At 54.1% G+C, this 21,610-nt stretch carries 16 protein-coding genes; 13 read left to right on the top strand and 3 right to left on the bottom strand.

What is annotated here, in order from left to right; genetic code table 11:
• Positions 1 to 15: 15 nt before the first annotated feature.
• Entirely contained in the window at positions 16 to 774 is a 759-nt protein-coding gene (locus ACN0UH_RS08560) for a 5-oxoprolinase subunit PxpA (RefSeq protein ID WP_417661654.1), read from the bottom strand.
• Between the two features lie 125 nt (positions 775 to 899).
• On the opposite strand from ACN0UH_RS08560, the gene ACN0UH_RS08555 reads away from it, so the two are divergent.
• From ACN0UH_RS08555 to rarD, 6 genes are all read left to right on the top strand, one after another.
• Complete coding sequence (locus tag ACN0UH_RS08555; RefSeq protein WP_417661653.1) at positions 900 to 1,817, top strand: LysR family transcriptional regulator; 918 nt, start codon at positions 900 to 902, stop codon at positions 1,815 to 1,817.
• Between the two features lie 260 nt (positions 1,818 to 2,077).
• Positions 2,078 to 2,827, top strand: a complete 750-nt coding sequence (locus ACN0UH_RS08550; protein ID WP_417661652.1) for a ComF family protein — start codon at positions 2,078 to 2,080, stop codon at positions 2,825 to 2,827.
• Between the two features lie 46 nt (positions 2,828 to 2,873).
• Positions 2,874 to 3,638: a TOBE domain-containing protein gene (locus tag ACN0UH_RS08545; RefSeq protein WP_417661651.1), complete on the top strand. Its 765-nt coding sequence runs from the start codon at positions 2,874 to 2,876 to the stop codon at positions 3,636 to 3,638.
• A gap of 79 nt (positions 3,639 to 3,717) precedes the next feature.
• The gene (locus ACN0UH_RS08540) at positions 3,718 to 5,631 is read left to right on the top strand and encodes a PhoX family protein (protein ID WP_417661650.1); all 1,914 of its coding nucleotides are present in this window, start codon (positions 3,718 to 3,720) and stop codon (positions 5,629 to 5,631) included.
• A gap of 203 nt (positions 5,632 to 5,834) precedes the next feature.
• Positions 5,835 to 6,809 (top strand): serine/threonine protein kinase, encoded by a 975-nt coding sequence (locus tag ACN0UH_RS08535; protein WP_417661649.1) that lies wholly within the window; start codon positions 5,835 to 5,837, stop codon positions 6,807 to 6,809.
• Positions 6,810 to 6,984: 175 nt separating this feature from the next.
• Positions 6,985 to 7,881, top strand: coding sequence for an EamA family transporter RarD (gene rarD / locus ACN0UH_RS08530; RefSeq protein ID WP_417661648.1), 897 nt, complete (start codon positions 6,985 to 6,987; stop codon positions 7,879 to 7,881).
• Positions 7,882 to 8,365: 484 nt separating this feature from the next.
• Here rarD and ACN0UH_RS08525 read toward each other — a convergent pair whose 3' ends face one another.
• Both ACN0UH_RS08525 and ACN0UH_RS08520 read right to left on the bottom strand, forming a co-directional pair.
• Positions 8,366 to 8,884, bottom strand: a complete 519-nt coding sequence (locus ACN0UH_RS08525) for a glycine cleavage system protein R (protein ID WP_417661647.1) — start codon at positions 8,882 to 8,884, stop codon at positions 8,366 to 8,368.
• Positions 8,885 to 8,959: 75 nt separating this feature from the next.
• Positions 8,960 to 9,412 (bottom strand): GNAT family N-acetyltransferase, encoded by a 453-nt coding sequence (locus ACN0UH_RS08520; protein WP_417661646.1) that lies wholly within the window; start codon positions 9,410 to 9,412, stop codon positions 8,960 to 8,962.
• 310 nt (positions 9,413 to 9,722) lie between these two features.
• Here ACN0UH_RS08520 and ACN0UH_RS08515 point away from each other — a divergent pair, with 310 nt between their 5' ends.
• From ACN0UH_RS08515 to ACN0UH_RS08485, 7 genes are all read left to right on the top strand, one after another.
• Complete coding sequence (locus tag ACN0UH_RS08515) at positions 9,723 to 11,900, top strand: malate synthase G (protein ID WP_417661645.1); 2,178 nt, start codon at positions 9,723 to 9,725, stop codon at positions 11,898 to 11,900.
• Between the two features lie 450 nt (positions 11,901 to 12,350).
• A complete protein-coding gene (pgaA, locus tag ACN0UH_RS08510) occupies positions 12,351 to 14,837 on the top strand; it encodes a poly-beta-1,6 N-acetyl-D-glucosamine export porin PgaA (protein ID WP_417661644.1) in 2,487 nt (828 codons plus the stop codon).
• 11 nt (positions 14,838 to 14,848) lie between these two features.
• Positions 14,849 to 16,855, top strand: coding sequence for a poly-beta-1,6-N-acetyl-D-glucosamine N-deacetylase PgaB (gene pgaB, locus ACN0UH_RS08505; protein ID WP_417661643.1), 2,007 nt, complete (start codon positions 14,849 to 14,851; stop codon positions 16,853 to 16,855).
• A complete protein-coding gene (gene pgaC, locus ACN0UH_RS08500; protein WP_417661642.1) occupies positions 16,852 to 18,192 on the top strand; it encodes a poly-beta-1,6-N-acetyl-D-glucosamine synthase in 1,341 nt (446 codons plus the stop codon). Before pgaB ends, pgaC begins: the two co-directional genes overlap by 4 nt.
• Positions 18,189 to 18,674, top strand: a complete 486-nt coding sequence (gene pgaD / locus ACN0UH_RS08495) for a poly-beta-1,6-N-acetyl-D-glucosamine biosynthesis protein PgaD (RefSeq protein ID WP_417661641.1) — start codon at positions 18,189 to 18,191, stop codon at positions 18,672 to 18,674. The genes pgaC and pgaD overlap by 4 nt, the downstream gene beginning before the upstream one ends.
• Before the next feature lie 228 nt (positions 18,675 to 18,902).
• The gene (locus ACN0UH_RS08490; RefSeq protein WP_417661640.1) at positions 18,903 to 20,831 is read left to right on the top strand and encodes a putative nucleotidyltransferase substrate binding domain-containing protein; all 1,929 of its coding nucleotides are present in this window, start codon (positions 18,903 to 18,905) and stop codon (positions 20,829 to 20,831) included.
• Positions 20,828 to 21,535: a PolC-type DNA polymerase III gene (locus ACN0UH_RS08485; RefSeq protein ID WP_417661639.1), complete on the top strand. Its 708-nt coding sequence runs from the start codon at positions 20,828 to 20,830 to the stop codon at positions 21,533 to 21,535. Before ACN0UH_RS08490 ends, ACN0UH_RS08485 begins: the two co-directional genes overlap by 4 nt.
• Positions 21,536 to 21,610 lie beyond the last annotated feature (75 nt).

Raw genomic sequence — 21,610 nt, 5'->3', positions numbered from 1 at the left:
TGGGGTAACTACCAATCAGCGCGGGGCAGCCACTGCTATACCCGCTCCGAGAAGCCGCTTTCGGGTTGATTCAATGAGTGACAACGCGCCGGGCGTATCGCTGTGGATACATACGGAATCAAAGGCTATGGCGATGTCATCACCCTCGACAGTGCGCACACGACCGTCTTTGCATGCGCGCAAAACTTTGTCCGCGACTTGCTGTGGATCCAGCGCACCAACCTGACGGGTAAACACAATTGAACCGCTATTGTCGTAGTCACGGTCGGCATAGAACTCACGCACCGTTGGCTGCCCAAGTTCTTGGGCAACTCGCCAGGTAGCCGAGCCGTCCATGCAGAACAACATCAACTGAGGGTCAAGCTGCTGAAGGGTTTCGACAAATAAACGCGCACTAACCTCATCGCGCGCCAAGTGCATATACAAGGCACCGTGGGGTTTGATGTGCTGCAGCTGCACACCCTCAAGTCGGGCAAACTCACGCAATGCGCCAAGCTGGTAGAGCATGTCGTTGATCAACTCTTCAGCCGGTGCATTGATATGACGCCGACCAAAACCGACCAGATCGCGAAACCCGGGATGGGCACCAATTTTTACGCCATGTTGCTTAGCTGCAGCGACTGTGCGACGCATGATGTTTGGGTCCCCGGCATGAAAACCTGTAGCAATGTTTGCCGAGCTAATCAGCGGCATGATCTGCGCATCGACACCGTCTCCGGCCGACCATGCACCAAAACCTTCACCCATATCCGAATTCAGATCGACCTGATTCATTTACACCTGCGCCTCGTTGTGAGCTTCGTTGCAAACGACATTAAAAGGCTCTACAGGTATTGGGAAGATCCATTATTCGATAGGGTGTATTCTGAAAAACAGATACCTACAAGCAGGCAACTACCATGGCTTTTACCTTGCGCCAAGTCCGTTACTTCATAGCCACCGCTGAAGTTGGGCAGATATCACAAGCAGCAATCCACCTGAATATTTCGCAATCAGCCGTTACCAGCGCGATCCAAGAACTGGAAAGCATGCTCGGCGTAAGCCTGTTTATCCGCTCACCGCAAGGGATGAACCTGACAGATAACGGACGGCACTTTCTCAACCACGCCTACTCCATCCAGAACAGTGTTGATGAAGCCCTGCAAAGCCCGCTGCCAGATACAGGGATTAGCGGAAGCCTCAGCGTTGCCGCCAGCTACACGGTGATGGGCTATTTTTTGCCTTATCACTTGCAGCGTCTGGCGCAGTGGTATCCGCACATGGCCATCAACCTGCATGAACAGGAACGCAAGGCTATTGAGCAGAGCTTGCTCGATGGCACACTGGATATGGCGGTGGTGCTGACAGGTAATCTGCGTCACCCAGAAATTGCTGCTGAACCGTTATTCAAATCTGAGCGCAGGCTTTGGCTGCCTAATCGACACCCATTGAGCGAGCGTCCTTCAGTCAGTCTTGAAGAGGTCGCCAATGAGCCTTTTATCTTGCTCACCGTCGATGAAGCGGACCAAACAGCCATGCGCTACTGGAAGCAAATAGGCCAAAGTCCAAACGTGATATTGCGCACCAGCTCTGTAGAGGCCGTCCGCAGCATGGTGGCCAATGGAACAGGTGTGGCGGTGCTATCCGACTTGGTCTACCGACCCTGGTCACTCGAGGGCAAGCGCATAGAAACCATCTCATTGACGGATGAGGTTCCGTCCATGAGTGTCGGCTTGGCGTGGCATCGGGATAAGCCGTTCACCCCGACCATGCAAGCGTTTCGTGAGTACTTTCGCCACACATTTCTGGCGCCTCAGTTAATCAGCACCAAGCGCTAAGGATCCTCTGAAAAAGGTAGCGAGCGAAGATAGGACAAGGCAAAAAACTGAGAAAAAGCGACCGCGGTCGCGCTCGACTTTAGTTGGCCTAAATGAGCATTTTGAGCAGTTTTTTAACGCCGTAATATCGAGCGCAGTAGTTTTTCAGAGGTTTCCTAACTGCATTAAGTTCAGTAGTCGGCAATTCAGTATCCGTTCAAGGTAACAGCTGGATATTGTAACAACATCAACCAACTCAGCGCTCATTCATGGAGCAGTGCATGGGTTTGCTACAAGTATTGAAGCATCAGCTCGAAACACTTCAACCCTGCTTGAAGTGTTTGCTTTGTGATGAAACCACTGAAAGCAAGCGACTGCCGATATGCACCGACTGCGAGAGCGAGTTGCCGTGGTTGCGCGAGCATTGCAGTGTCTGTGCATTGCCCATGCACGGTGCTGAGTTGATTTGTGGCGAGTGCCAAAAGCATCCGCCAGTGTTCGACAAAGTCGTTGCCCCCTGGAGTTACAGCTTTCCGATCGACAGCATGATCAACCGTTTCAAACATCAAGCACAGTGGCCGCTAGGACGCTTGCTCGGCGACTTGCTGGGCGATTATGTGCAGCATCATTTTGATGACGGGTTGGCCCGTCCCGACTTGCTTTTGCCTGTTCCGTTGACCCCTCAGCGTCAGCGTCAGCGCGGCTTCAACCAAGCGCAGATGCTGGCCACAAGTTTAAGCAATCACCTGCACATTCCTGTGTTAAATCACGGGTTAACCCGCATCATCGAGACGCCAGCCCAGCAAGGGTTGGATGCCGTCACCCGTAAAAAGAATCTGCGCAAAGCATTTCTAGTCGCGCCCGAAGCACAAGTTCACGGGCTGCACCTCGCGCTGGTGGATGACGTATTGACCACAGGCGCCACAGCGCAAAGCTTGAGTCGACTGTTATTAAAGGCAGGTGCAGCACGGGTTGAGGTTTATTGCCTGGCGCGCACCCCAAAACCCGGAACCCTGCTTGACTTGTATTGAGCAAATCGCCACCGTTGAAAACCTCCTTCTCACACGTCAATCCCTTATGTCGCTGACCTCCGTGCTCGCCCAATACATTGTTCGTCGCCCGCAGCGCATCGCCCTGCTCCAGCATATTTCTGAGCAAGGCTCGATCACCCGCGCAGCCAAAAGCGCCGGCCTGAGCTACAAATCAGCTTGGGATGCGATTGATGAGCTGAACAATCTGGCACAAAAGCCATTGGTTGAACGCAGTGTTGGCGGTAAAGGTGGCGGAGGTGCACGGTTATCGCTGGAGGGCGAACGTGTTCTGCGCCTGTACCAACGCTTGCAAGCACTGCAAGCCCAAGTGCTGGAAGCCGCTGAAGATATCGGTGATCTGGATTTACTCAGCCGCCTGATGATGCGCACCAGCGCGCGCAACCAATTGCATGGTCAGGTCGTGGCAATCGACAGCCAGGGCCGCAACGACGAGATACGCCTTGAACTGGCAGGCGGGCAATATCTGACGGCGCAGATCACCCACGACAGCACACAAACCCTTGAGCTGGAAGTCGGTAGCCAGGTCATTGCTTTGATCAAGGCCGGCTGGCTGGAACTGCAATCGCCGCAACAGCCCGAAACGCCCGGTTATAACTGCATGCAGGGTCGGATAGAAGAACTGCTGAGCGCGCCGGACAGCCCGACCGAAGTCAAAATCGCTCTGCCAAGCGGTCAAACCTTATGCGCCCTGGCCCTGCCGACACAGCTCGACGAGTTGCAGTTGGCGATTGGCAGCCCTGTTCGCGTGCAGTGCTCGCCAACTCAAGTTCTGCTAGGTACGCCAATTTAAAGCAATCGCTCTGCTTGCAACAATTTCGTCATGGACGCTGATTAAGGTACAGCCATTCTTGGCACGGAGCCTTACTGTGATGAAGCGTTTAGAAGACAACCAATTAACCGATCTAGAACAAATGAGCGGTATCAGCCGCCGCCGTTTTATCAGCGCGGGTGCTTTGTGCGGCGCCGCCATGTTTCTGGGCGGCAATCTGCTCAGCCGCAGCGTATTGGCCGCCAGCGTCGGCAGTGCAAACAGCACCCTGCTCGGCTTTGACAGCATTGCAATCTCGACCGCAGACACAATCACTCTGCCTGTCGGATACAAGTCATCGGTGCTGATCAGTTGGGGCCAGCCTTTATTAACCAACGGCCCAGAATTCGACCCAACCAGCAAAGATTCAGCGGCCGCTCACGAAGTGCAGTTCGGCGACAACAACGACGGCATGAGTTTCTTCCCTTTCGCCGACGATGAAAACCGCGCACTGATGGCGATCAACAACGAATACACCAACTACCAATATTTGCTCGACCATGCTGGCTTGCCGAAATCCTCCGAGGAAGTTCACAAGGCACTGGCCAGCGAGGGTTTATCGGTAATCGAAGTACAGAAATTGGCTGGCAAATGGCAGTTTGTGCAGGGCTCAAAATACAACCGCCGGATTCACGGCAACACGCCAATCAGCGTCAGTGGTCCAGCCGCTGGCCACGACTGGCTGAAAACCGCAGATGACCGCACAGGCAAACATGTTCTCGGCACCTTCCAGAACTGCGCCAACGGTAAAACGCCTTGGGGCACTTACCTGACCTGCGAAGAAAACTTCGACGATTGCTTCGGCAGCACTGACCCGGCGCAAAAGTTCGATGAGGCCCAATTGCGTTACGGCGCCTCCATCACCGGCGACGGTAACGACTGGCATAAGCACGACCCGCGCTTTGACATGGCCAAGACTCCCAACGAGTTCAACCGCCACGGCTGGATCGTCGAGATTGATCCATTCGACCCACAATCCACTCCGATCAAACGTACTGCGCTAGGCCGCTTCAAGCATGAGAACGCGGCATTTACCGAGACCAAAGACGGTCGCGCGGTGGTGTACATGGGCGACGATGAGCGCGGCGAGTTCATCTACAAGTTCATCAGCAAGGATAAAATCAAACGCAGCAAGGGTCGGGACGCCGTCAAGCACAACCAGCACATTCTTGATCAAGGCACGCTCTATGTTGCGCGCTTCGATGCGGGAGACAAAAACCCGAACCTGCCTAAAGGTCATGGTCGCTGGGTTGAGTTGACCTTTGGTAAAAACGGGCTGGATGCCAGCAATGGCTTCAACAGCCAAGCAGAGGTGCTTATCCACGCACGCTTGGCAGCCAGCACAGTGGCCGCAACCCGGATGGACCGCCCAGAATGGCTGGTGGTTAGCCCTAAAGACGGTCAAGTCTATTGCACCCTGACCAACAACGTTAAACGCGGTCAAGCCGACCAACCGGTAAATGGTCCCAACCCTCGCGAGAACAATATTTATGGGCAGATTCTGCGCTGGCGCGAAGCCAATGACGATCACGCCTCGACCGCCTTTACCTGGGATCTGTTTGTAGTCGCAGGCAATCCTGTGGTGCACGCAGGCCAATCCACCGCAGGGTCAGCAAACATCACCCCGCAAAACATGTTCAACAGCCCGGATGGGCTGAGCTTTGATGACGCTGGCCGCCTATGGATTCAGACCGACGGTGACAGCAGCAATGCTGGTGACTATGCGGGCATGGGCAATAACCAGATGCTCTGCGCCGACCCGGACACCGGCGAGATCCGTCGCTTTATGGTTGGCCCCGTAGGCTGTGAAGTGACTGGCATCGCCTTCGCTCCGGATCAACGCACGATGTTTGTAGGCATTCAACATCCGGGCGAAAAAGGCGGCTCGACCTTCCCTGAGCACCTGCCCAACGGTAAACCGCGCTCCTCAGTTATGGTCATTACCCGCGAAGATGGCGGCATCATCGGCGCCTAGACTCGCTGGGTAAACAGCCTGCACCTGCAATCGCCACGACGGATGATCACACTGTCATCCGGCGTGGCGCTCACCGCAACAACGCGCAGCTTGTCCGCAGTTGAACACTTCCCACACACAACGCGGATTCAGCCGCCCAAATCTCTTAACCTGCGTTACCATGATCGGTCGAACGCGGCGACCTGCTGCGCGCAGGAGATTTCATGTCCCATCCTTTTGCAGCACTGACTCAAGACTTGGTTCTCGACGCCGTCGAAAGCATCGGCTTTCTCAGCGATGCGCGGGTATTAGCCCTGAACAGCTATGAAAACCGGGTATATCAAGTCGGCATTGAGGATGAGACGCCGATCATCGCCAAATTCTACCGTCCGGATCGCTGGACTGACGCGGCGATTCGTGAAGAACACAGCTTCACCTTCGAGCTAGCCGAATGCGATGTTCCCGTGGTTGCGCCCATGCAACGTGACGGCGAAACCCTCTTCGAACACGCAGGCTATCGCTTCACCTTGTTTCCGCGTCGCGGTGGCCGGGCGCCAGAGCCTGGCAACCTTGAGCAACTGTATCGGCTCGGCCAGTTACTGGGCCGCATGCATGCGGTCGGCGCAACCAAACCCTTCGCCCATCGTGAGAGTTTGAAGGTCGAGAACTACGGCCACGCATCGTTAAAAACCTTGCTCGACGGCGGCTTTATCCCAAAGAGCCTGCTGCCAGCTTACGAATCGGTTGCCCGTGATCTGCTCAAGCGGCTCGACAGTCTATTCGCCAATAATCCAGTCACCGCGATTCGCCTGCACGGCGACTGTCACCCCGGCAACCTGCTGTGCCGTGATGAAACCTTTCACATGGTCGATCTCGATGACTGTCGTATGGGCCCGGCCGTGCAGGACCTGTGGATGATGCTGGCTGGCGAGCGCCACGAGCGCCTTGGCCAACTCTCTGAGTTAATGGATGGTTATCAGGAATTTCACGATTTCAATCCGCGTGAGCTGCCTTTGATCGAAGGCCTGCGCTCTTTGCGCCTGATGCATTACAGCGCCTGGCTGGCTCGGCGCTGGGACGACCCGGCATTCCCGCACAGCTTCCCGTGGTTCGGCACCGAGCGTTATTGGGGCGAGCACATCCTGATGCTGCGCGAACAGTTGTCAGCGCTGGATGAAGAGCCGCTCAAGCTGTTTTAAGTAACCGACGCAGTGCTGAACCAGAAGCGTGACATGTCGATGCCTTGCTGATGTAACAAAAGCCTTACGTTTATCCATCAGCGGGCAGACAATTAAAACCTGAGCACACAGACAAATAGCTACGCACACGACTAGAATTGAAAATCTATCGTTAGCATCCTAAGCAAGGATTTCCATGTCCACCGCAAACCCACAGCGCGGGTATATTCTGGGCCTTAGCGCCTACATTATCTGGGGCTTGTTCCCGCTCTACTTCAAAGCCATCGCCGAAGTACCGGCGTTGGAAATTGTCGTCCATCGCGCCGTCTGGTCGGCGATCTTTGGGGCGCTGTTACTGCTGGTTTGGAAGCACCCGGGCTGGTTGCGCGAGTTGCGTGAAAATCCCAAGCAATTTGCGGTACTGGGTTTTAGCGGTGTGTTGATCGCCAGTAACTGGCTGGTTTACGTCTGGGCGGTGAATCATGGCCGCATGCTTGAGGCCAGCCTGGGTTACTACATCAATCCCTTGATTAACGTCTTGCTGGGCTTACTCATTCTTGGTGAACGCCTGCGCCGCCTGCAATGGATTGCCGTAGGCTTGGCTGCGCTGGGTGTGTTGCAGCAATTGTGGCAAGTCGGCAGCATCCCTTGGGTGTCGCTGGTTCTGGCCCTGACATTCGGTTTTTACGGATTGATCCGCAAACAGGCGCCGGTAAAAGCCCTGCCGGGATTGGTGGTCGAGACCTGGATTTTATTGCCACTGGCCATTGCCTGGATCGCCCTCAACCCGGATGCAGTGAGCAGTAACGCTGAGTTCTGGACAACTTCTGAGGCGTTCTGGCTGATTGTCGCCGGGCCCATCACCTTGGTACCGCTGGTGTGCTTTAACGCTGCGGCACGGCACCTGCCATACACCACATTGGGCTTTTTGCAGTACCTGGCGCCAACCTTGGTGCTGCTGCAAGCGATCTTCTTGTTCGGCGAGCACTTCGACTCAAGCAAGTTGCTGGCCTTTATCTGCATCTGGGCTGGCTTGGTGATTTACAGCGTCGATGCATGGCTGAGCATTCGTCGAGGCAAAATCCACAATTAGCTATCGTTCGGGTGGCAGCCTGCTATCTGCCACCCGAACAGCGCTGGGCCAACCAGCCACAAAGCAGCTGTTCAAAAAACGATCAACCCGCGCAACACCTAGTCAACCCTGGGCTGCAGCTGATCATCCCAACCTTATCCACAGATCCATCCCCGCCCTTTGTGCACAAGCCATTGAAACTGTTGCTTTTTTAACCAGACCATGGAGAACAGCGGGGCACTAGCTGGCCCTTCAAGTACCCTCAAGTTATCCACAGCCCTACGCACACAGGCCGTGGATATGTTGCAAGCCCGAAACTAGGGATCTTCTGAAAAAGGTCGCGAGCGAAGGGAGTACAAGGCGAACAGATGCGAAAAAGCGACCGAGGTCGCGCTCGACCTTAGTTGTCCTAACTGAGCATTTGATTCGCGTTGCTCACCCCTTCGGGGCCGCAGCAGGGGCTGCGCCAGTAATATACCTAGCGCAGTATTTTTTCAGAGACTCCTTAGCTGTCTGTGCGGATATTCAGCTCTACCATCAAATCATCCGCCAAGGTTTCCAGTTGGGTTTTGAGCTCATCCAGCGACAACCCCAGCGGCACCGCGAGCATTGACTCGGCATGGAATAACGGCTCGCTGCTCATCGGTGCAGGCATCACCTCGGTCTGCAGGCTCTCGACGTTAACGCCAAGCTCGGTAAGCAAACGGGTGATGTCGCGGACAATGCCTGGGCGATCGTTGCCAACCAGATCAAGCATGATCGGCTTCCAGTTGCATGAAGGCTCAGCACCGCTTTCCGCCAGCAATACCCGAATGCCATGAACATTCAGCCCCTGCAGTGCAGTGACCAACTCGGTGTGCGACTCAGCAGGCACCGCCACGCGCAGTATCCCGGCAAACTGCCCAGCCATGCGTGACATACGGCTTTCAAGCCAGTTGCCACCATGATTAGCCACACATTGAGCAACGCGTTCAACCAGACCGGGTTGATCCTGAGCGATAACGGTCAATACCAGATGATCCATTGCAGGCCTCTCTTTGTTGTGACATCTGTAAAGGAGATTGCAGCGGCACATTCCGGCAGACCGCTGCAGTTCCAGCTACTGGCCAGGCAATGCCAGCCAATAGGTATAAAAGGCTTGATCCCGAACATACCCGAGTCGCTCATAAAGCGCTTGCCCCGGGTAATTATTTTTCGCGGTTTCCAACTGCAGGCCACAGGCACCTGCAGCCTGTGCATGATCACGCGCAGCATTCATCAACGCCTCTGCAATTCCTCGACGGCGCGCTGCCGGGTTCACATACAAATCACTTAGCAACCACATGGGCGCCAATGCAAGCGAGGCATAGAGTGGGTATAACTGCACGAAACCCTGGGCATGATCGGTATCGTCGCGAGCGATGAATAGTGTCGAACTGCCCTGCTCTATTCGCGCAGCCAGGAATTCGTACACAGCACTGAGCGGTTTATCCACCTGATAAAAAGTTAGGTAATCGACGAATAAGTGACTGAGCGGCTCAAGATCATCCGCCGTAGCTTGAACAATATGCATGCTTAACCTTCCTGGAACCTGCATGCAGTATAGGTCGCCTGCCATTTTGGTGCGGTTGAAATAGCAGAGAAGATCAACGCAACAAATCGTGTACCGTTTTATCTGTTTTATGAAACAATATTGACTGGTTTTGCATGCACAACGTTCCAGCCGTGACTGCTAAGCGCTTTTGGGTCGCATAACGACGCGCCCCCACTGATTTTCCATAGATCTTGATGTAGTATGCCGCGGCCTGGACTACAAGACTGAGTCCCAGAGTCCGAAGGTCCTAAGCGGCTAATATGTAGAGCTGAGCAGAGTGAGGCAAGTGATGACTGAACGCGTTCAAGTCGGTGGCCTGCAGGTCGCCAAAGTGCTGTTCGACTTCGTTAACAACGAAGCCATTCCTGGTACCGGTATTTCCAGCGACAAGTTCTGGACCGGCGCCGAAGCGGTAATTAACGAACTCGCACCGAAAAACCGTGCCTTGCTGGCCAAGCGCGACGAAATCCAGGCACAGGTTGACAGCTGGCACCAGGCTCGCACCGGTCAGGCGCATGATGCCGTTGCCTACAAAGCATTCCTTGAAGAAATCGGCTATCTGCTCCCGGAGCCAGCTGACTTCCAAGCCACCACCACTAACGTCGACGAAGAAATTGCCCGTCTGGCCGGCCCGCAATTGGTTGTGCCAGTGATGAACGCACGCTTCGCCCTGAACGCATCCAACGCCCGCTGGGGCTCGTTGTATGACGCGCTCTACGGCACAGACGTGATCAGCGAAGAAGGTGGCGCCGAAAAAGGCAAAGGTTACAACAAGGTTCGCGGTGACAAGGTAATCGCCTTCGCGCGCGCCTTCCTCGATGAAGCGGCACCTTTGGCCGCCGCCTCACACGTCGACTCCACAGGCTACAAGATTGTCGATGGCAAGCTGCTCGTCAGCCTCAAAGGCGGCAGCAATACCGGCCTGCAAGATGACACTCAATTGATGGGCTTTCAGGGCGACGCCAACGCACCAATCGCCGTGTTGCTAAAACACAACGGCCTGCACTTCGAAATCCAGATTGACGCAAATACTCCAGTTGGCAGCACAGACGCGGCTGGCGTTAAAGACATCCTGATGGAAGCGGCACTGACCACCATCATGGACTGCGAAGACTCCGTCGCCGCAGTTGATGCCGATGACAAGGTGGTGATCTACCGTAACTGGCTCGGCCTGATGAAGGGTGATCTGGCGGAAGAAGTCGCCAAGGGCGGCACCACCTTCACCCGCACCATGAACCCGGATCGCGTCTACACCAAACCCGATGGTAGCGAACTGAGCCTGCATGGCCGCTCGCTGTTGTTCGTGCGTAACGTTGGTCACCTGATGACCATCGATGCAATCATCGACAAAGACGGTTTTGAAGTGCCAGAAGGCATCATGGACGGCCTGCTGACCAGCCTGATCGCCATGCACAACCTCAATGGCAACACTAGCCGCAAGAACACCCGTACCGGCTCGGTCTACATCGTAAAACCGAAGATGCACGGTCCTGAAGAAGTCGCCTTCACCAGCGAACTGTTCAGTCGCGTTGAGGATGCCCTTGGCTTGACGCGTAATACGCTGAAAGTCGGCATCATGGACGAAGAGCGTCGCACCACGGTGAACCTCAAGGCCTGTATCAAGGCTGCCAGCGAGCGCGTGGTGTTTATCAACACCGGCTTCCTCGACCGTACCGGTGACGAAATCCACACCTCAATGGAAGCTGGCCCTGTTGTGCGTAAAGCCGCCATGAAAGCCGAAAAGTGGATTGGTGCTTACGAAAACAACAACGTTGATGTTGGCTTGGCGACCGGCCTGCAAGGCCGTGCGCAAATAGGCAAAGGCATGTGGGCCATGCCGGACCTGATGGCGGCGATGCTTGAGCAGAAAATTGGTCACCCGATGTCCGGCGCCAACACCGCCTGGGTACCATCGCCTACCGCTGCAACACTGCATGCCTTGCATTATCACAAGGTTGATGTGTTCGCCCGTCAGGAAGAACTCAAGAGCCGCACTGCGGCCTCAGTTGATGACATTCTGACCATTCCTCTGGCCAGCAACACCAACTGGTCGGCTGAAGAAATCCAGAATGAACTCGACAACAACTCACAGGGCATCCTGGGTTATGTCGTGCGCTGGATTGATGCTGGCGTAGGCTGCTCGAAAGTGCCGGACATCAGCGACGTTGGCTTGATGGAAGACCGCGCCACCCTGCGAATCTCCAGCCAGCTACTGGCCAACTGGCTGCGTCACGGCATCGCCACTGAAGAGCAGATTGTCGCCAGCCTCAAGCGCATGGCGCCGGTAGTTGACCGTCAGAATGCCAACGATCCGTCGTATCGCCCATTGGCTCCTGACTTCGACAGCAACATTGCCTTCCAAGCGGCATTGGAGCTGGTGGTTGAAGGCGCCAAACAACCAAACGGCTACACCGAGCCAGTCCTGCACCGTCGTCGTCGCGAGTTCAAGGCCAAGAACGGCCTCTGAGTTTAACGACTAAAAAACCGCCCAATTGGGCGGTTTTTTTATTTAAGGCAGATAACTTTCGTGTTGTATATCGCCGTAGCTGAGAAATATCGCTTTATTAACTACGGGCAAATCTGAAAAATTCTTTCAAATCTTACAACCCTGCCGAAAGTGCTGAAACAATCAACACATCCACAGATATTCATACCTCCGGCACACTGAGCTCTCGGAACGCCACCATTTGTAACTAATGGCGGGAGCACCGCTGACAATCGAAAAGAGCTTTAGTAACAACAACTCAGTTTAGAAAGCAGCTACACAAAATATAGCACTATGCCTGCATAGTTAGCATTTAGCCATCAAACTTAAGTTGGCTGCGGCACCCCGAACAACAGTACAGCTCCCATAGCACAGCCTATAAATTAACTTAAAAATTGTAGGGCACTCATTCGTCTTAAAAAGATAATTAACGTGATTTCAAATCCAGACTTATCCGTATTGTTTTTGTGCCGAAAAACTGAACCTATTGCGCACATAATCCGCCCCTTGTGCTTCGCGGCATTGTTGTGCGCGAGCCCTTTTGCGGTGTACGCAGCAGACCCTATCTATGACCAACTTATTATCAGCGCGCGCAATGGTAACGTTGAGCCAGCACTTAAGTTTTTGCGCGAGGTAAATAACACTCAGGAGTCTGAGCTTTATGCCAGCGACCATATATTGATTGCTGGCTGGGCGGGGCTTGATGAGGAAGTGGTCAATCGATACGAGAGCAGTCGCTCATATTTAACGCCGTCTGCGGATGTATTGACAACCACTGCTCACGCCTACCGTAACTTACAGCGCTGGCCACAGGCGTTGGACGCTTACAATAAAGCGTTGCAACTGGGGCCGACTGACAACGGCGCCTTGGTTGGCCGGGTCATGACCTTAGCGGACTCAGGTAAACCGGCTGATGCTGTGCAACAGGCCCAAGTATTAGTGGCTGCAAAGCCTAATGATGCTGAGCGGCGCTTAGCCCTCGCTTATGCCTACTTACGAAACCAAAAAAAGTTTAGCTCGCTGCATGAAGTTAATGAAGCGCGGCTTCTTGCACCTGAACGCAACAGTGTAAAGCGCGAATACCTATTGGCCTTGCAACGCGCAGGCGTGAACTCCAAAGCTCTTGAGCTTGCCGAGCAGAACCCCGAACTGGTCAACGCTAAAGAGCTGCGCACTCTGCAGAGAGCGCGAGTAGCTGAATATGTGCGCATGTCGGACTTACCTGTCGGCAAAGAAAGCGATCGTTTCAAAATGACTGACAAGGCAATTGCCGAGGCTGACAGATTACTCAATCAGTGGGCAAATATTCCACAGGCGCAAGACGATGCTCAGGCGTTGCGTATCGACCGTATGGGCGCACTGTTTAATCGCGTGTATATGCAGAAAGTGCTTGATGAGTATGACGCCTTCAACAGTAAAGACGTGCAACTTCCAGCCTATGCGTTGCGCTGGGTTGCAGGTGCCAGTTTGTATTTGCGACAACCCGAACTCGCCGCCAAGTTATATAAACAAATTCTGCCGAGCGACGATGAAAAAATTCCTGCCCGTCAATCTGACCTGCAAGGGTATTACTATGCGCTCAAAGAAAGTGGGCAAGACGCAGCAGCAGCGTTGCTGGTTCCGACAATTACCAATCAACCTAGACGCCTCTACCAAAAAGGCTTACCCAACGGTAAAGCAAATCCGCACTGGCTAGCTGGCAAAGTGATGGAGGTCAGCGCATCCCAATCTGCTAATGATCTAGCGGCTGCGCAGTTGCAAATTCAAACCTTGGCCAACAGTGCACCAGGCAATACCGAGTTGCGTACCGTACGTGCCGATATTTATTCCGCACGCGGCTGGCCACGGCGTTCAGAAGCTGAGCTTAAAGAAGCAGAGAATCTTTCACCGCGCTCTGTCGATGTTGAACTCAGGCAAGGCTATACCGCCCAGCAACTGCAAGAGTGGCGGCAGTTTGAGTTGTATGCCGATGATGTTTTTGCCCGGTATCCCGAAAGGCTCTCAGTACAGCAACTGGAGCGTGCCCGCCAATTACACAACATGGCTGAGTTGAGAGTTGCCAGCAACGGCGGCATCAGCCCTGATAACACAGTCACAGGCAGTGGCGACTATGGCATCGATACGGTTCTGTACAGCTCACCTATCGATTACAACTGGCGTGTATTCGGCGGCCTTGGTTACAGCCAGGGCACATTTGAAGAGGGCAAAGGCCGCAACCGCTATCAACGCGGCGGCCTTGAGTGGCGTAGCCGCGACCTCACTCTTGAAGCTGAGGTCAACAACCAAAACTACGGCCACGGCAATAAGCAAGGCGCTCGTCTCAGTGGCAGCCATGATCTCAACGATTACTGGCAGTACGGCTGGTCCATGGACTGGCGTTCTCGTGAGACACCGCTACGCGCGCTGAACAGCGACATCACATCTGATATCTACTCCGGCTACTTGAGTTGGAGCCCTAACGAAAGCCGCTCGTGGCGTATCTCACTGACACCGCAGCGCTTTGACGATGGTAACGACCGTTTAAGCGGCTCCATTTCGGGTCGAGAGCGGGTCTATACCTCGTCCAAGCTGGTGGCTGATGCCCTGCTCGATATTGGCGCCAGCCATAACAGCCAACCCGCTGACGGCCCCTATTTCAGCCCCGAAGATGATCTAAGCATCATGCCCGGCTTGCGCCTTTCACACCTGCTGTATGAGCGCTACGAGCAAACCTGGAGCCAACAAGCGCAGTTCGGTCTGGGCAGTTACAACCAACGCGACTATGGCACCGACGCCATCGGTTTTATCAGTTATGGCCAGCGCGTGAGCATGAATGACCAGCTCAACTTCGGCGCAACGGCCTCTGCACTTAGTCGCCCCTACGACGGTGAGCGCGAGACCGAATACCGGCTTGTGTTCGATCTTTCGTACCGCTTTTGATGAGAACTTCCATGCGCTTTCTTTATAAATTCGCCATTTTTGCATTGAGCTTGATACTTCTCAGTGCCTGCGCCTCTGAAGGGCCACCCTTTGTGCCCCCTCTTGCCCGTGCTCTACCCATTAGCGAGGCGCCTTGGCCTGAAGGCAAGGTCTTAGCAATTTGCTATCACGACATTGAAGATCAGGAGGCAGACCAGAACTATGTTTCGGTTCGCACGGCTAACCTGATCGCCCAGCTTAACTGGCTGCACGACAGCGGCTATCAAGCGGTTTCAGTTGATCAAGTCCTCGCGGCGCGGACAGGCGCAGAACAACTACCTGACAAGGCAGTTTTGCTGACATTCGATGATGGCTACAGCAGCTTCTATGACCGCGTACTGCCTTTGCTCGAAGCCTACAACTGGCCAGCGGTTTTTGCCCCGGTGGGCGCTTGGGTCAGTACGCCCCTGAACAGCCCGGTCGACTTCGCAGGCAAGCCAACCGAACGTAAGAAATTCGCGACTTGGGATCAGGTCAAGCGCATGGCTAAAAACCCATTGGTTGAGATTGCCGCACATACCAACAATATGCACACCGGTGCATTGGCAAACCCACAAGGTAACTTGGAGCCATCTGCTGCCAATCGCCATTACGACCCCGTACTCAAACGCTATGAAAACGATGAAGAAGCCCATGCTCGCTGGAGCAAGGACATTGCCAAGATCAGCGACAAAATCGAGGCTGCAACGGGTCGCAAACCACGGGTTTGGGTGTGGCCATACGGCCAACAGAATGGCGAGGTACTAAAAATTGCCAATGAGAACGGCTACGACATTGCTCTGACCTTAGAGGACGGCATGAGCAGCATGTCAACAATCAAGGAAGGGCCGCGCTATCTAGTGAGTGGTGATCCTGAGATTGACCAGTTCGCTACATCGATTATTGCAATTGCTGAAACCAGTTCAATACGGGTTGCCCACGTCGACCTCGACTACGTTTATGACCCGGACCCGCAACAGATGGATAAAAACATCGGCAGCATGGTTCAGCGTATTTATGACTTGGGTATCAACACCGTATTCCTGCAAGCGTTTGCGGACCCTAAAGGTGATGGAACGGTTCGCGAAACCTACTTTCCCAACAGCCATTTGCCAATGCGCGCCGATCTGTTCAACCGCGCTTCGTGGCAATTACAAACCCGAGCGCACGTACAGGTATATGCATGGATGCCTGTACTGAGTTTCGACTTGGACAAGAAGCTGCCACGGGTACAACGCTGGGATCCTGAAACTGGCATAGCATCTGTTGATCCTGAACAGTACCAGCGGCTTTCTCCGTTCAGTACCGAAGCGCGTAAGCAGATTAGCGATATCTACCAAGACCTCGCCCGCTATGCAAACTTCGACGGCCTGCTATTTCACGACGATGCCTTGCTCACCGATTTTGAGGACGCAGGCCCGGACGCGCTTGCGGCGTACCGCAAAGCCGGTTTTCCCGCAGACATCGCTGCGTTGCGCGATAGCCAACAATCGCTGGAAACATGGGCTCAGTTCAAAACGAAATACCTGACTGACTTCACGCTTGAACTGGCAGAAAAAGTCAAAGCGATCCGCGGCCCACAGATTCGTACGGCTCGTAACATTTACGCACAACCGATTATGAATCCAGTGAGTGAAACCTGGTTTGCGCAAAACCTAGACAACTTCCTCGCAAGCTATGACTGGACCGCGCCCATGGCCATGCCGCTGATGGAGGGCGTAGCCCTGAAAGACTCTAACGCTTGGCTTGAGCAGATGGTGGACATCATCGGCCAGCGGCCAGATGCCCTCAAACGTACCGTTTTTGAGCTACAAGCGCGCGACTGGAGCAAACCCAACTCGCCTGCGATTGATGCCAAACAGCTTGCAGAGTGGATGCGGCGCCTGCAATGGAAGGGCGTAGTCAATTACGGCTACTACCCAGACAACTTTGTTACCAACGAACCTGCATTGGATGAAATTCACCCCGCTTTCTCTAACGCTTGGGCACCAAAACCATGACTGATCGCCTGATAGCTCTGCTCGTCCTCGCCATCATTCTGGGTATTCCTTTTGGCCTGGCGGAAGGAATAAGCGGTTCGGTGATGCTGAACTTCATTTTCCTCTACCCGTTGCTCATGTCGATGCTATGGATTGTTGGGGGGATGTACTTCTGGATTCACTGGGAGCGCGACTGGAACTGGTCGCACGACGGTGATAACCCAGCACCCTGCCTTGAAGGCGAGCCACTGATTTCAATCATCATCCCTTGCTACAACGAAGGCGATAACATCCATGAAACCATTCGTGCGGCGCTGAGCCAGCGCTACCCTAATATAGAAGTCATCGCAGTAAACGACGGCTCAAAAGACAATACCGCCGAAATCCTCAACCAGATTGCCGCACGTGAGCCACGCTTGCGCGTACTGCATCTTGCGCAGAACCAAGGTAAAGCAGTGGCATTGCGCATGGCTGCGATCGCTGCCAATAGCGAATACCTGGTATGCATTGATGGTGATGCACTATTGAGCCGCGACACGGCTGCATTTTTGGTCAAACCACTGCTTGAAAATCCTCGCGTGGGTGCCGTGACCGGTAATCCGCGAATTCGCACACGCTCAACCTTGGTTGGGCGAATTCAAGTCGGAGAGTTTTCTTCAATCATCGGTTTGATCAAACGTGCTCAACGTGTTTACGGGCGTGTATTTACCATTTCAGGAGTGATCGCAGGCTTTCGCCGCAGTGCGTTGGATCGCATTGACTACTGGAGCCCCGACATGATCACCGAAGACATCGATGTCAGTTGGAAGCTGCAACTTGACCACTGGACAATCTTCTACGAACCACGTGCACTGTGCTGGATTCTCATGCCCGAAACCCTCGCGGGCCTCTGGAAACAGCGCAAACGCTGGGCACAAGGTGGCGCGGAGGTTTTACTTAAAAACGCACGCACTATTTGGTCGTGGCGCTATCGCTACATGTGGCCATTGCTGCTGGAGTTCGCAATGTCAGCTACCTGGGCCTTCGCCTTGGCATTGTCACTGATGCTTTGGCTTGTCGGTCAGTTCGTTGAGATGCCACCGAATTATCGCGTGAACGACATGTTGCCGCCTGGTTTCACCGGTGTACTTCTCGCGGCGGTGTGCCTGATGCAATTCGCGCTCAGCCTGGTGATTGAACGCAGGTATGAAAAGGGTTTGGGTAAGGCCCTGTTCTGGACCATTTGGTACCCACTGGCTTTTTGGCTGCTCACGTTTCTCACCACGATAGTGAGTTTCCCTAAAGTAATGATTAGTGCTCGAGGAAAACGAGCGCGCTGGACAAGCCCTGACCGTGGAATCAAAAGGAATGAACCATGAGCATTATTAAGACGGAGCAACACTGGCTACCTAAAACCATCGACGCCATGCTGACACTGTCTGCTTGGGCAGGTTTTTTGTACTTAATCACGGACGGCGCAGTGCCATTTGCCAAACAACTGATTGCTCAACCAGAGCAGTTTCAGAGCATACTCATCAGCGCGTTTATGCCGCTGATAATGCAACTTTCAAATTACGCGATTGCCGGGGCATTGCTAGGCGCGGTATTGCTGACTTGGGCCAAATACAACGAACTGCGTGCTGCGCGTTACACTCGCCGCGAGCGTAGTCCTGATCTCTGCGACAGCAGCCTGTCAGCAAGTTTTTTTGTGACACTGGAAGACCTGAGCATTTTGCGCCGCAAACAAGTGCTTATCCTGCACAACACCGAGCATGGCGACTTGAGCTGGATCGAAGACCCAATGATGCTACAACCGAAAGTACGTAGCCTGAAAAGTGGTGCAAGACTCAGTTTGGTTTAACACCATCAGAGAGCTGGTTGTTTGATCAACTCGCTGGCTTTGCCATGTTCTGTAATGCCCGCAACCTGCGCCCCTGCCGCAATCAGCTCCTCTCCTGTGCTTCTGCAATTTCAGCGCAAAACCCACTACGCCAAACTTTATCAGCACGCTCACGCGGCAGCTAGACTTACGTCCAATGGCCGCATTGCAACAAGCACCGCACCATGCAAAAAAACAGGTAGTGCAAATATGGCTGAGGACGCATTCGAACAAGCAGGTAAAACCGCGGTGTCACAGAACATCCACGGCACTGTTGAGTTCCTGCAAAAATTCCCGCCGTTCAAGCAAATGGATCTGGCGCATTTGACCTATCTGGTTGAGCACTGCCAATTACGCTTTTACAGCCAGGGCGAAAGCATCCTCAAACCCAGCGACGGCCCAGTCGAGTTTTTTTATATCGTCAAACAAGGGCGTATCCGCGGCGCTCGTCCGCAGTCAACAAAAGCCAATGACGAAACCACCTTTGAGATCACCACCGGTGAATGCTTTCCGCTCTCTGCATTGATTGGGGAGCGCGCAACACGCACCGAACACATCGCAGCCCAAGACAGCTTTTGTTTGCTGTTGCGCAAGGCCACCTTCGTTAAGCTGTTTAAGCTCTCAGCGCCGCTGCGTGACTTTTCCTTACGTGGCGTTAGCAGCTTGCTTGATCAGGTCAACCAACAGGTGCAATTGCGTGCAACAGAAAACCTTGGCGCGCAGTACTCACTGGATAGCAAACTGAGTGAACGACTGCTGCGTAAACCCGTCAGCTGCACGCCGGATACAACTGTGCGTGAAGCCGTTAAACAGATGCATGAACAACATGTCGGCAGCATCGTTATTGTGAATCCACGCCTGCAACCACTGGGCATATTTACCCTACGCGACTTACGACGAGTCATCGCCGATGGCATCTCCCTAGAGTTGCCGATTGAACAACTCATGACTGCTAAGCCACACCACTTACCCGCCAGTGCCAGCACATTTGATGCTGCCATTACAATGACCGAGCACAACATCGCTCACGTCTGCGTAGTTGAGCACGGCCAGCTTAGCGGCGTGGTTTCGGAGCGGGACCTGTTCTCCCTGCAACGAGTTGATCTGGTGTACTTGGCGCGTAGCATTCGCAATGCCAACAAGCTGGCAACGCTGATTAGTTTGCGAGACAACATCTTGCAGTTGGTTGACCGCATGCTTGCGCACGGTGCTAGCTCAACGCAGATAACTCAACTGATCACCCAGCTCAATGACCATACCGTATGCCGCGTGATTGAATTGACGATTGAGCAGCTCGGCGACCCCGGCGTGGCGTTTACCTGGCTATGCTTCGGCAGCGAGGGGCGGCGCGAACAAACGCTGCTGACTGATCAGGACAACGGCATTATGTTCACGGCGGATAACCTGACCGATGCCACTGAGAAACGTCAATTACTCCTACCCCTGGCCCATACAATCAATCTGCATCTCGCGCAGTGCGGTTTTACCCTGTGCAAAGGCAACATCATGGCCGGCAACCCCGAGCTGTGCCTGTCACAGCATGAGTGGTCACAACGCTTTGACAGCTTCATCAGCGAGGCAACGCCTGAGAACCTGCTCAGTTCATCTATCTACTTTGATTTGCGAGCTGTGTGGGGAGAACCACAAGGTTGCGATGAGTTACGCAGTGAGCTGCTGGATCAATTTGCCAAAAACACCTTAAGCCAGCGCATGCTCGCAGAAAACGCCCTGCGCCTGCGCCCGCCAGTCGGGCACTTCCGCGACTTTGTAGTCGCCCGCAAAGGCGCCGAGAAAGATACCCTGGACCTTAAAGTCCAAGGCTTAACCCCTTTTGTTGATGGTGCTCGCGTTCTGGCCTTGGCCAATGGAATTGAAAGCAGCAATACCCTTGAGCGACTGCAAGGCTTGATCGACAAAGGAGTGATAGAGCCGCAAGACGGCGCTGCTTATGAAGAGGCCTACCACTTTATTCAGCAAACCCGCATGCAACACCATCAGCAACAGGCCAAGCAAGGTTTGCCATACTCCAACCGGATTGACCCAGACACCCTCAACCATCTCGACCAGCGCATCTTGCGTGAATCATTTCGCCAAGCTAAGCGTTTACAAGCCAGTCTGGCACTACGTTATCAATTATGAATGCACTTAATTGGCTTACCAGCCGCACAGCACAACTAAGTTCTGCACAACAGCAACGGCTGGAACAACTACCTGTAGCCGCGCAGCTCGACACAACCGCGCTCAACCAACAGCGCATGGTAGTTGTAGATGTGGAAACCAGCGGTCTGGATGTCAAGCGTGACGAACTGCTAGCAATTGGTGCCGTGGTCATCGAAAACGGCGCAATCGATCTCGCTCAACACTTTGAATGCACCTTATTGCGCGAAAACCATAAAGTCAGCGCCAGCGTGTTGATCCACGGTTTGGCGCCCAGCGCAATCGCCGCCGGGGCCGAACCCGCAGATGCTCTGCTAGATTTCATGGAGTTTCTCGGTAACAGTCCGCTGCTGGCATTTCATGCCAGCTTCGACCAGCGCATGCTCAGTCGAGCACTCAAGCAAAGCCTCGGTTATCAGCTGCAGCACAGCTTTTTCGATATCGCGAATCTAGCTCCACTGCTGTGCCCAGACGCCTCGCTGGAGCGCGCGGGACTGGATGACTGGATCAGGCACTTTGGTCTACAGGTGCAACAACGGCATAACGCCAGCGCCGATGCACTGGTCACCGCGGAACTGGGTTTGATCCTGCTCAGCAAAGCCCGCCAGCAACAGCTGGACAGCCTGCTAGCTCTGCAACAGCGACTTAACCAGTGGAGCCGTCGCCCGCGTAAGCACTCGCTTTGATAGCGATTGCCGATGGACCACGCCGCAATAAGACGCAACTGATCTTGATATCACGTGCCAGAAGCTGCGGTTGAG

Origin of the sequence: Pseudomonas sp. (genome assembly GCF_048265905.1) — a bacterium.
GTDB lineage: Bacteria > Pseudomonadota > Gammaproteobacteria > Pseudomonadales > Pseudomonadaceae > Aquipseudomonas.
The sequence above is the reverse complement of the archived record's forward strand: the minus strand, read 5'-3'. Positions and strand labels throughout refer to the sequence as shown.

Coding starts and splice junctions, on each gene's coding strand:
- ACN0UH_RS08560 (WP_417661654.1), bottom strand. CDS start 774: ATGAATCAGGTCGATCTGAATTCGGATATGGGTGAAGGTTTTGGTGCA.
- ACN0UH_RS08555 (WP_417661653.1), top strand. CDS start 900: ATGGCTTTTACCTTGCGCCAAGTCCGTTACTTCATAGCCACCGCTGAA.
- ACN0UH_RS08550 (WP_417661652.1), top strand. CDS start 2,078: ATGGGTTTGCTACAAGTATTGAAGCATCAGCTCGAAACACTTCAACCC.
- ACN0UH_RS08545 (WP_417661651.1), top strand. CDS start 2,874: ATGTCGCTGACCTCCGTGCTCGCCCAATACATTGTTCGTCGCCCGCAG.
- ACN0UH_RS08540 (WP_417661650.1), top strand. CDS start 3,718: ATGAAGCGTTTAGAAGACAACCAATTAACCGATCTAGAACAAATGAGC.
- ACN0UH_RS08535 (WP_417661649.1), top strand. CDS start 5,835: ATGTCCCATCCTTTTGCAGCACTGACTCAAGACTTGGTTCTCGACGCC.
- rarD (WP_417661648.1), top strand. CDS start 6,985: ATGTCCACCGCAAACCCACAGCGCGGGTATATTCTGGGCCTTAGCGCC.
- ACN0UH_RS08525 (WP_417661647.1), bottom strand. CDS start 8,884: ATGGATCATCTGGTATTGACCGTTATCGCTCAGGATCAACCCGGTCTG.
- ACN0UH_RS08520 (WP_417661646.1), bottom strand. CDS start 9,412: ATGCATATTGTTCAAGCTACGGCGGATGATCTTGAGCCGCTCAGTCAC.
- ACN0UH_RS08515 (WP_417661645.1), top strand. CDS start 9,723: ATGACTGAACGCGTTCAAGTCGGTGGCCTGCAGGTCGCCAAAGTGCTG.
- pgaB (WP_417661643.1), top strand. CDS start 14,849: ATGCGCTTTCTTTATAAATTCGCCATTTTTGCATTGAGCTTGATACTT.
- pgaC (WP_417661642.1), top strand. CDS start 16,852: ATGACTGATCGCCTGATAGCTCTGCTCGTCCTCGCCATCATTCTGGGT.
- pgaD (WP_417661641.1), top strand. CDS start 18,189: ATGAGCATTATTAAGACGGAGCAACACTGGCTACCTAAAACCATCGAC.
- ACN0UH_RS08490 (WP_417661640.1), top strand. CDS start 18,903: ATGGCTGAGGACGCATTCGAACAAGCAGGTAAAACCGCGGTGTCACAG.
- ACN0UH_RS08485 (WP_417661639.1), top strand. CDS start 20,828: ATGAATGCACTTAATTGGCTTACCAGCCGCACAGCACAACTAAGTTCT.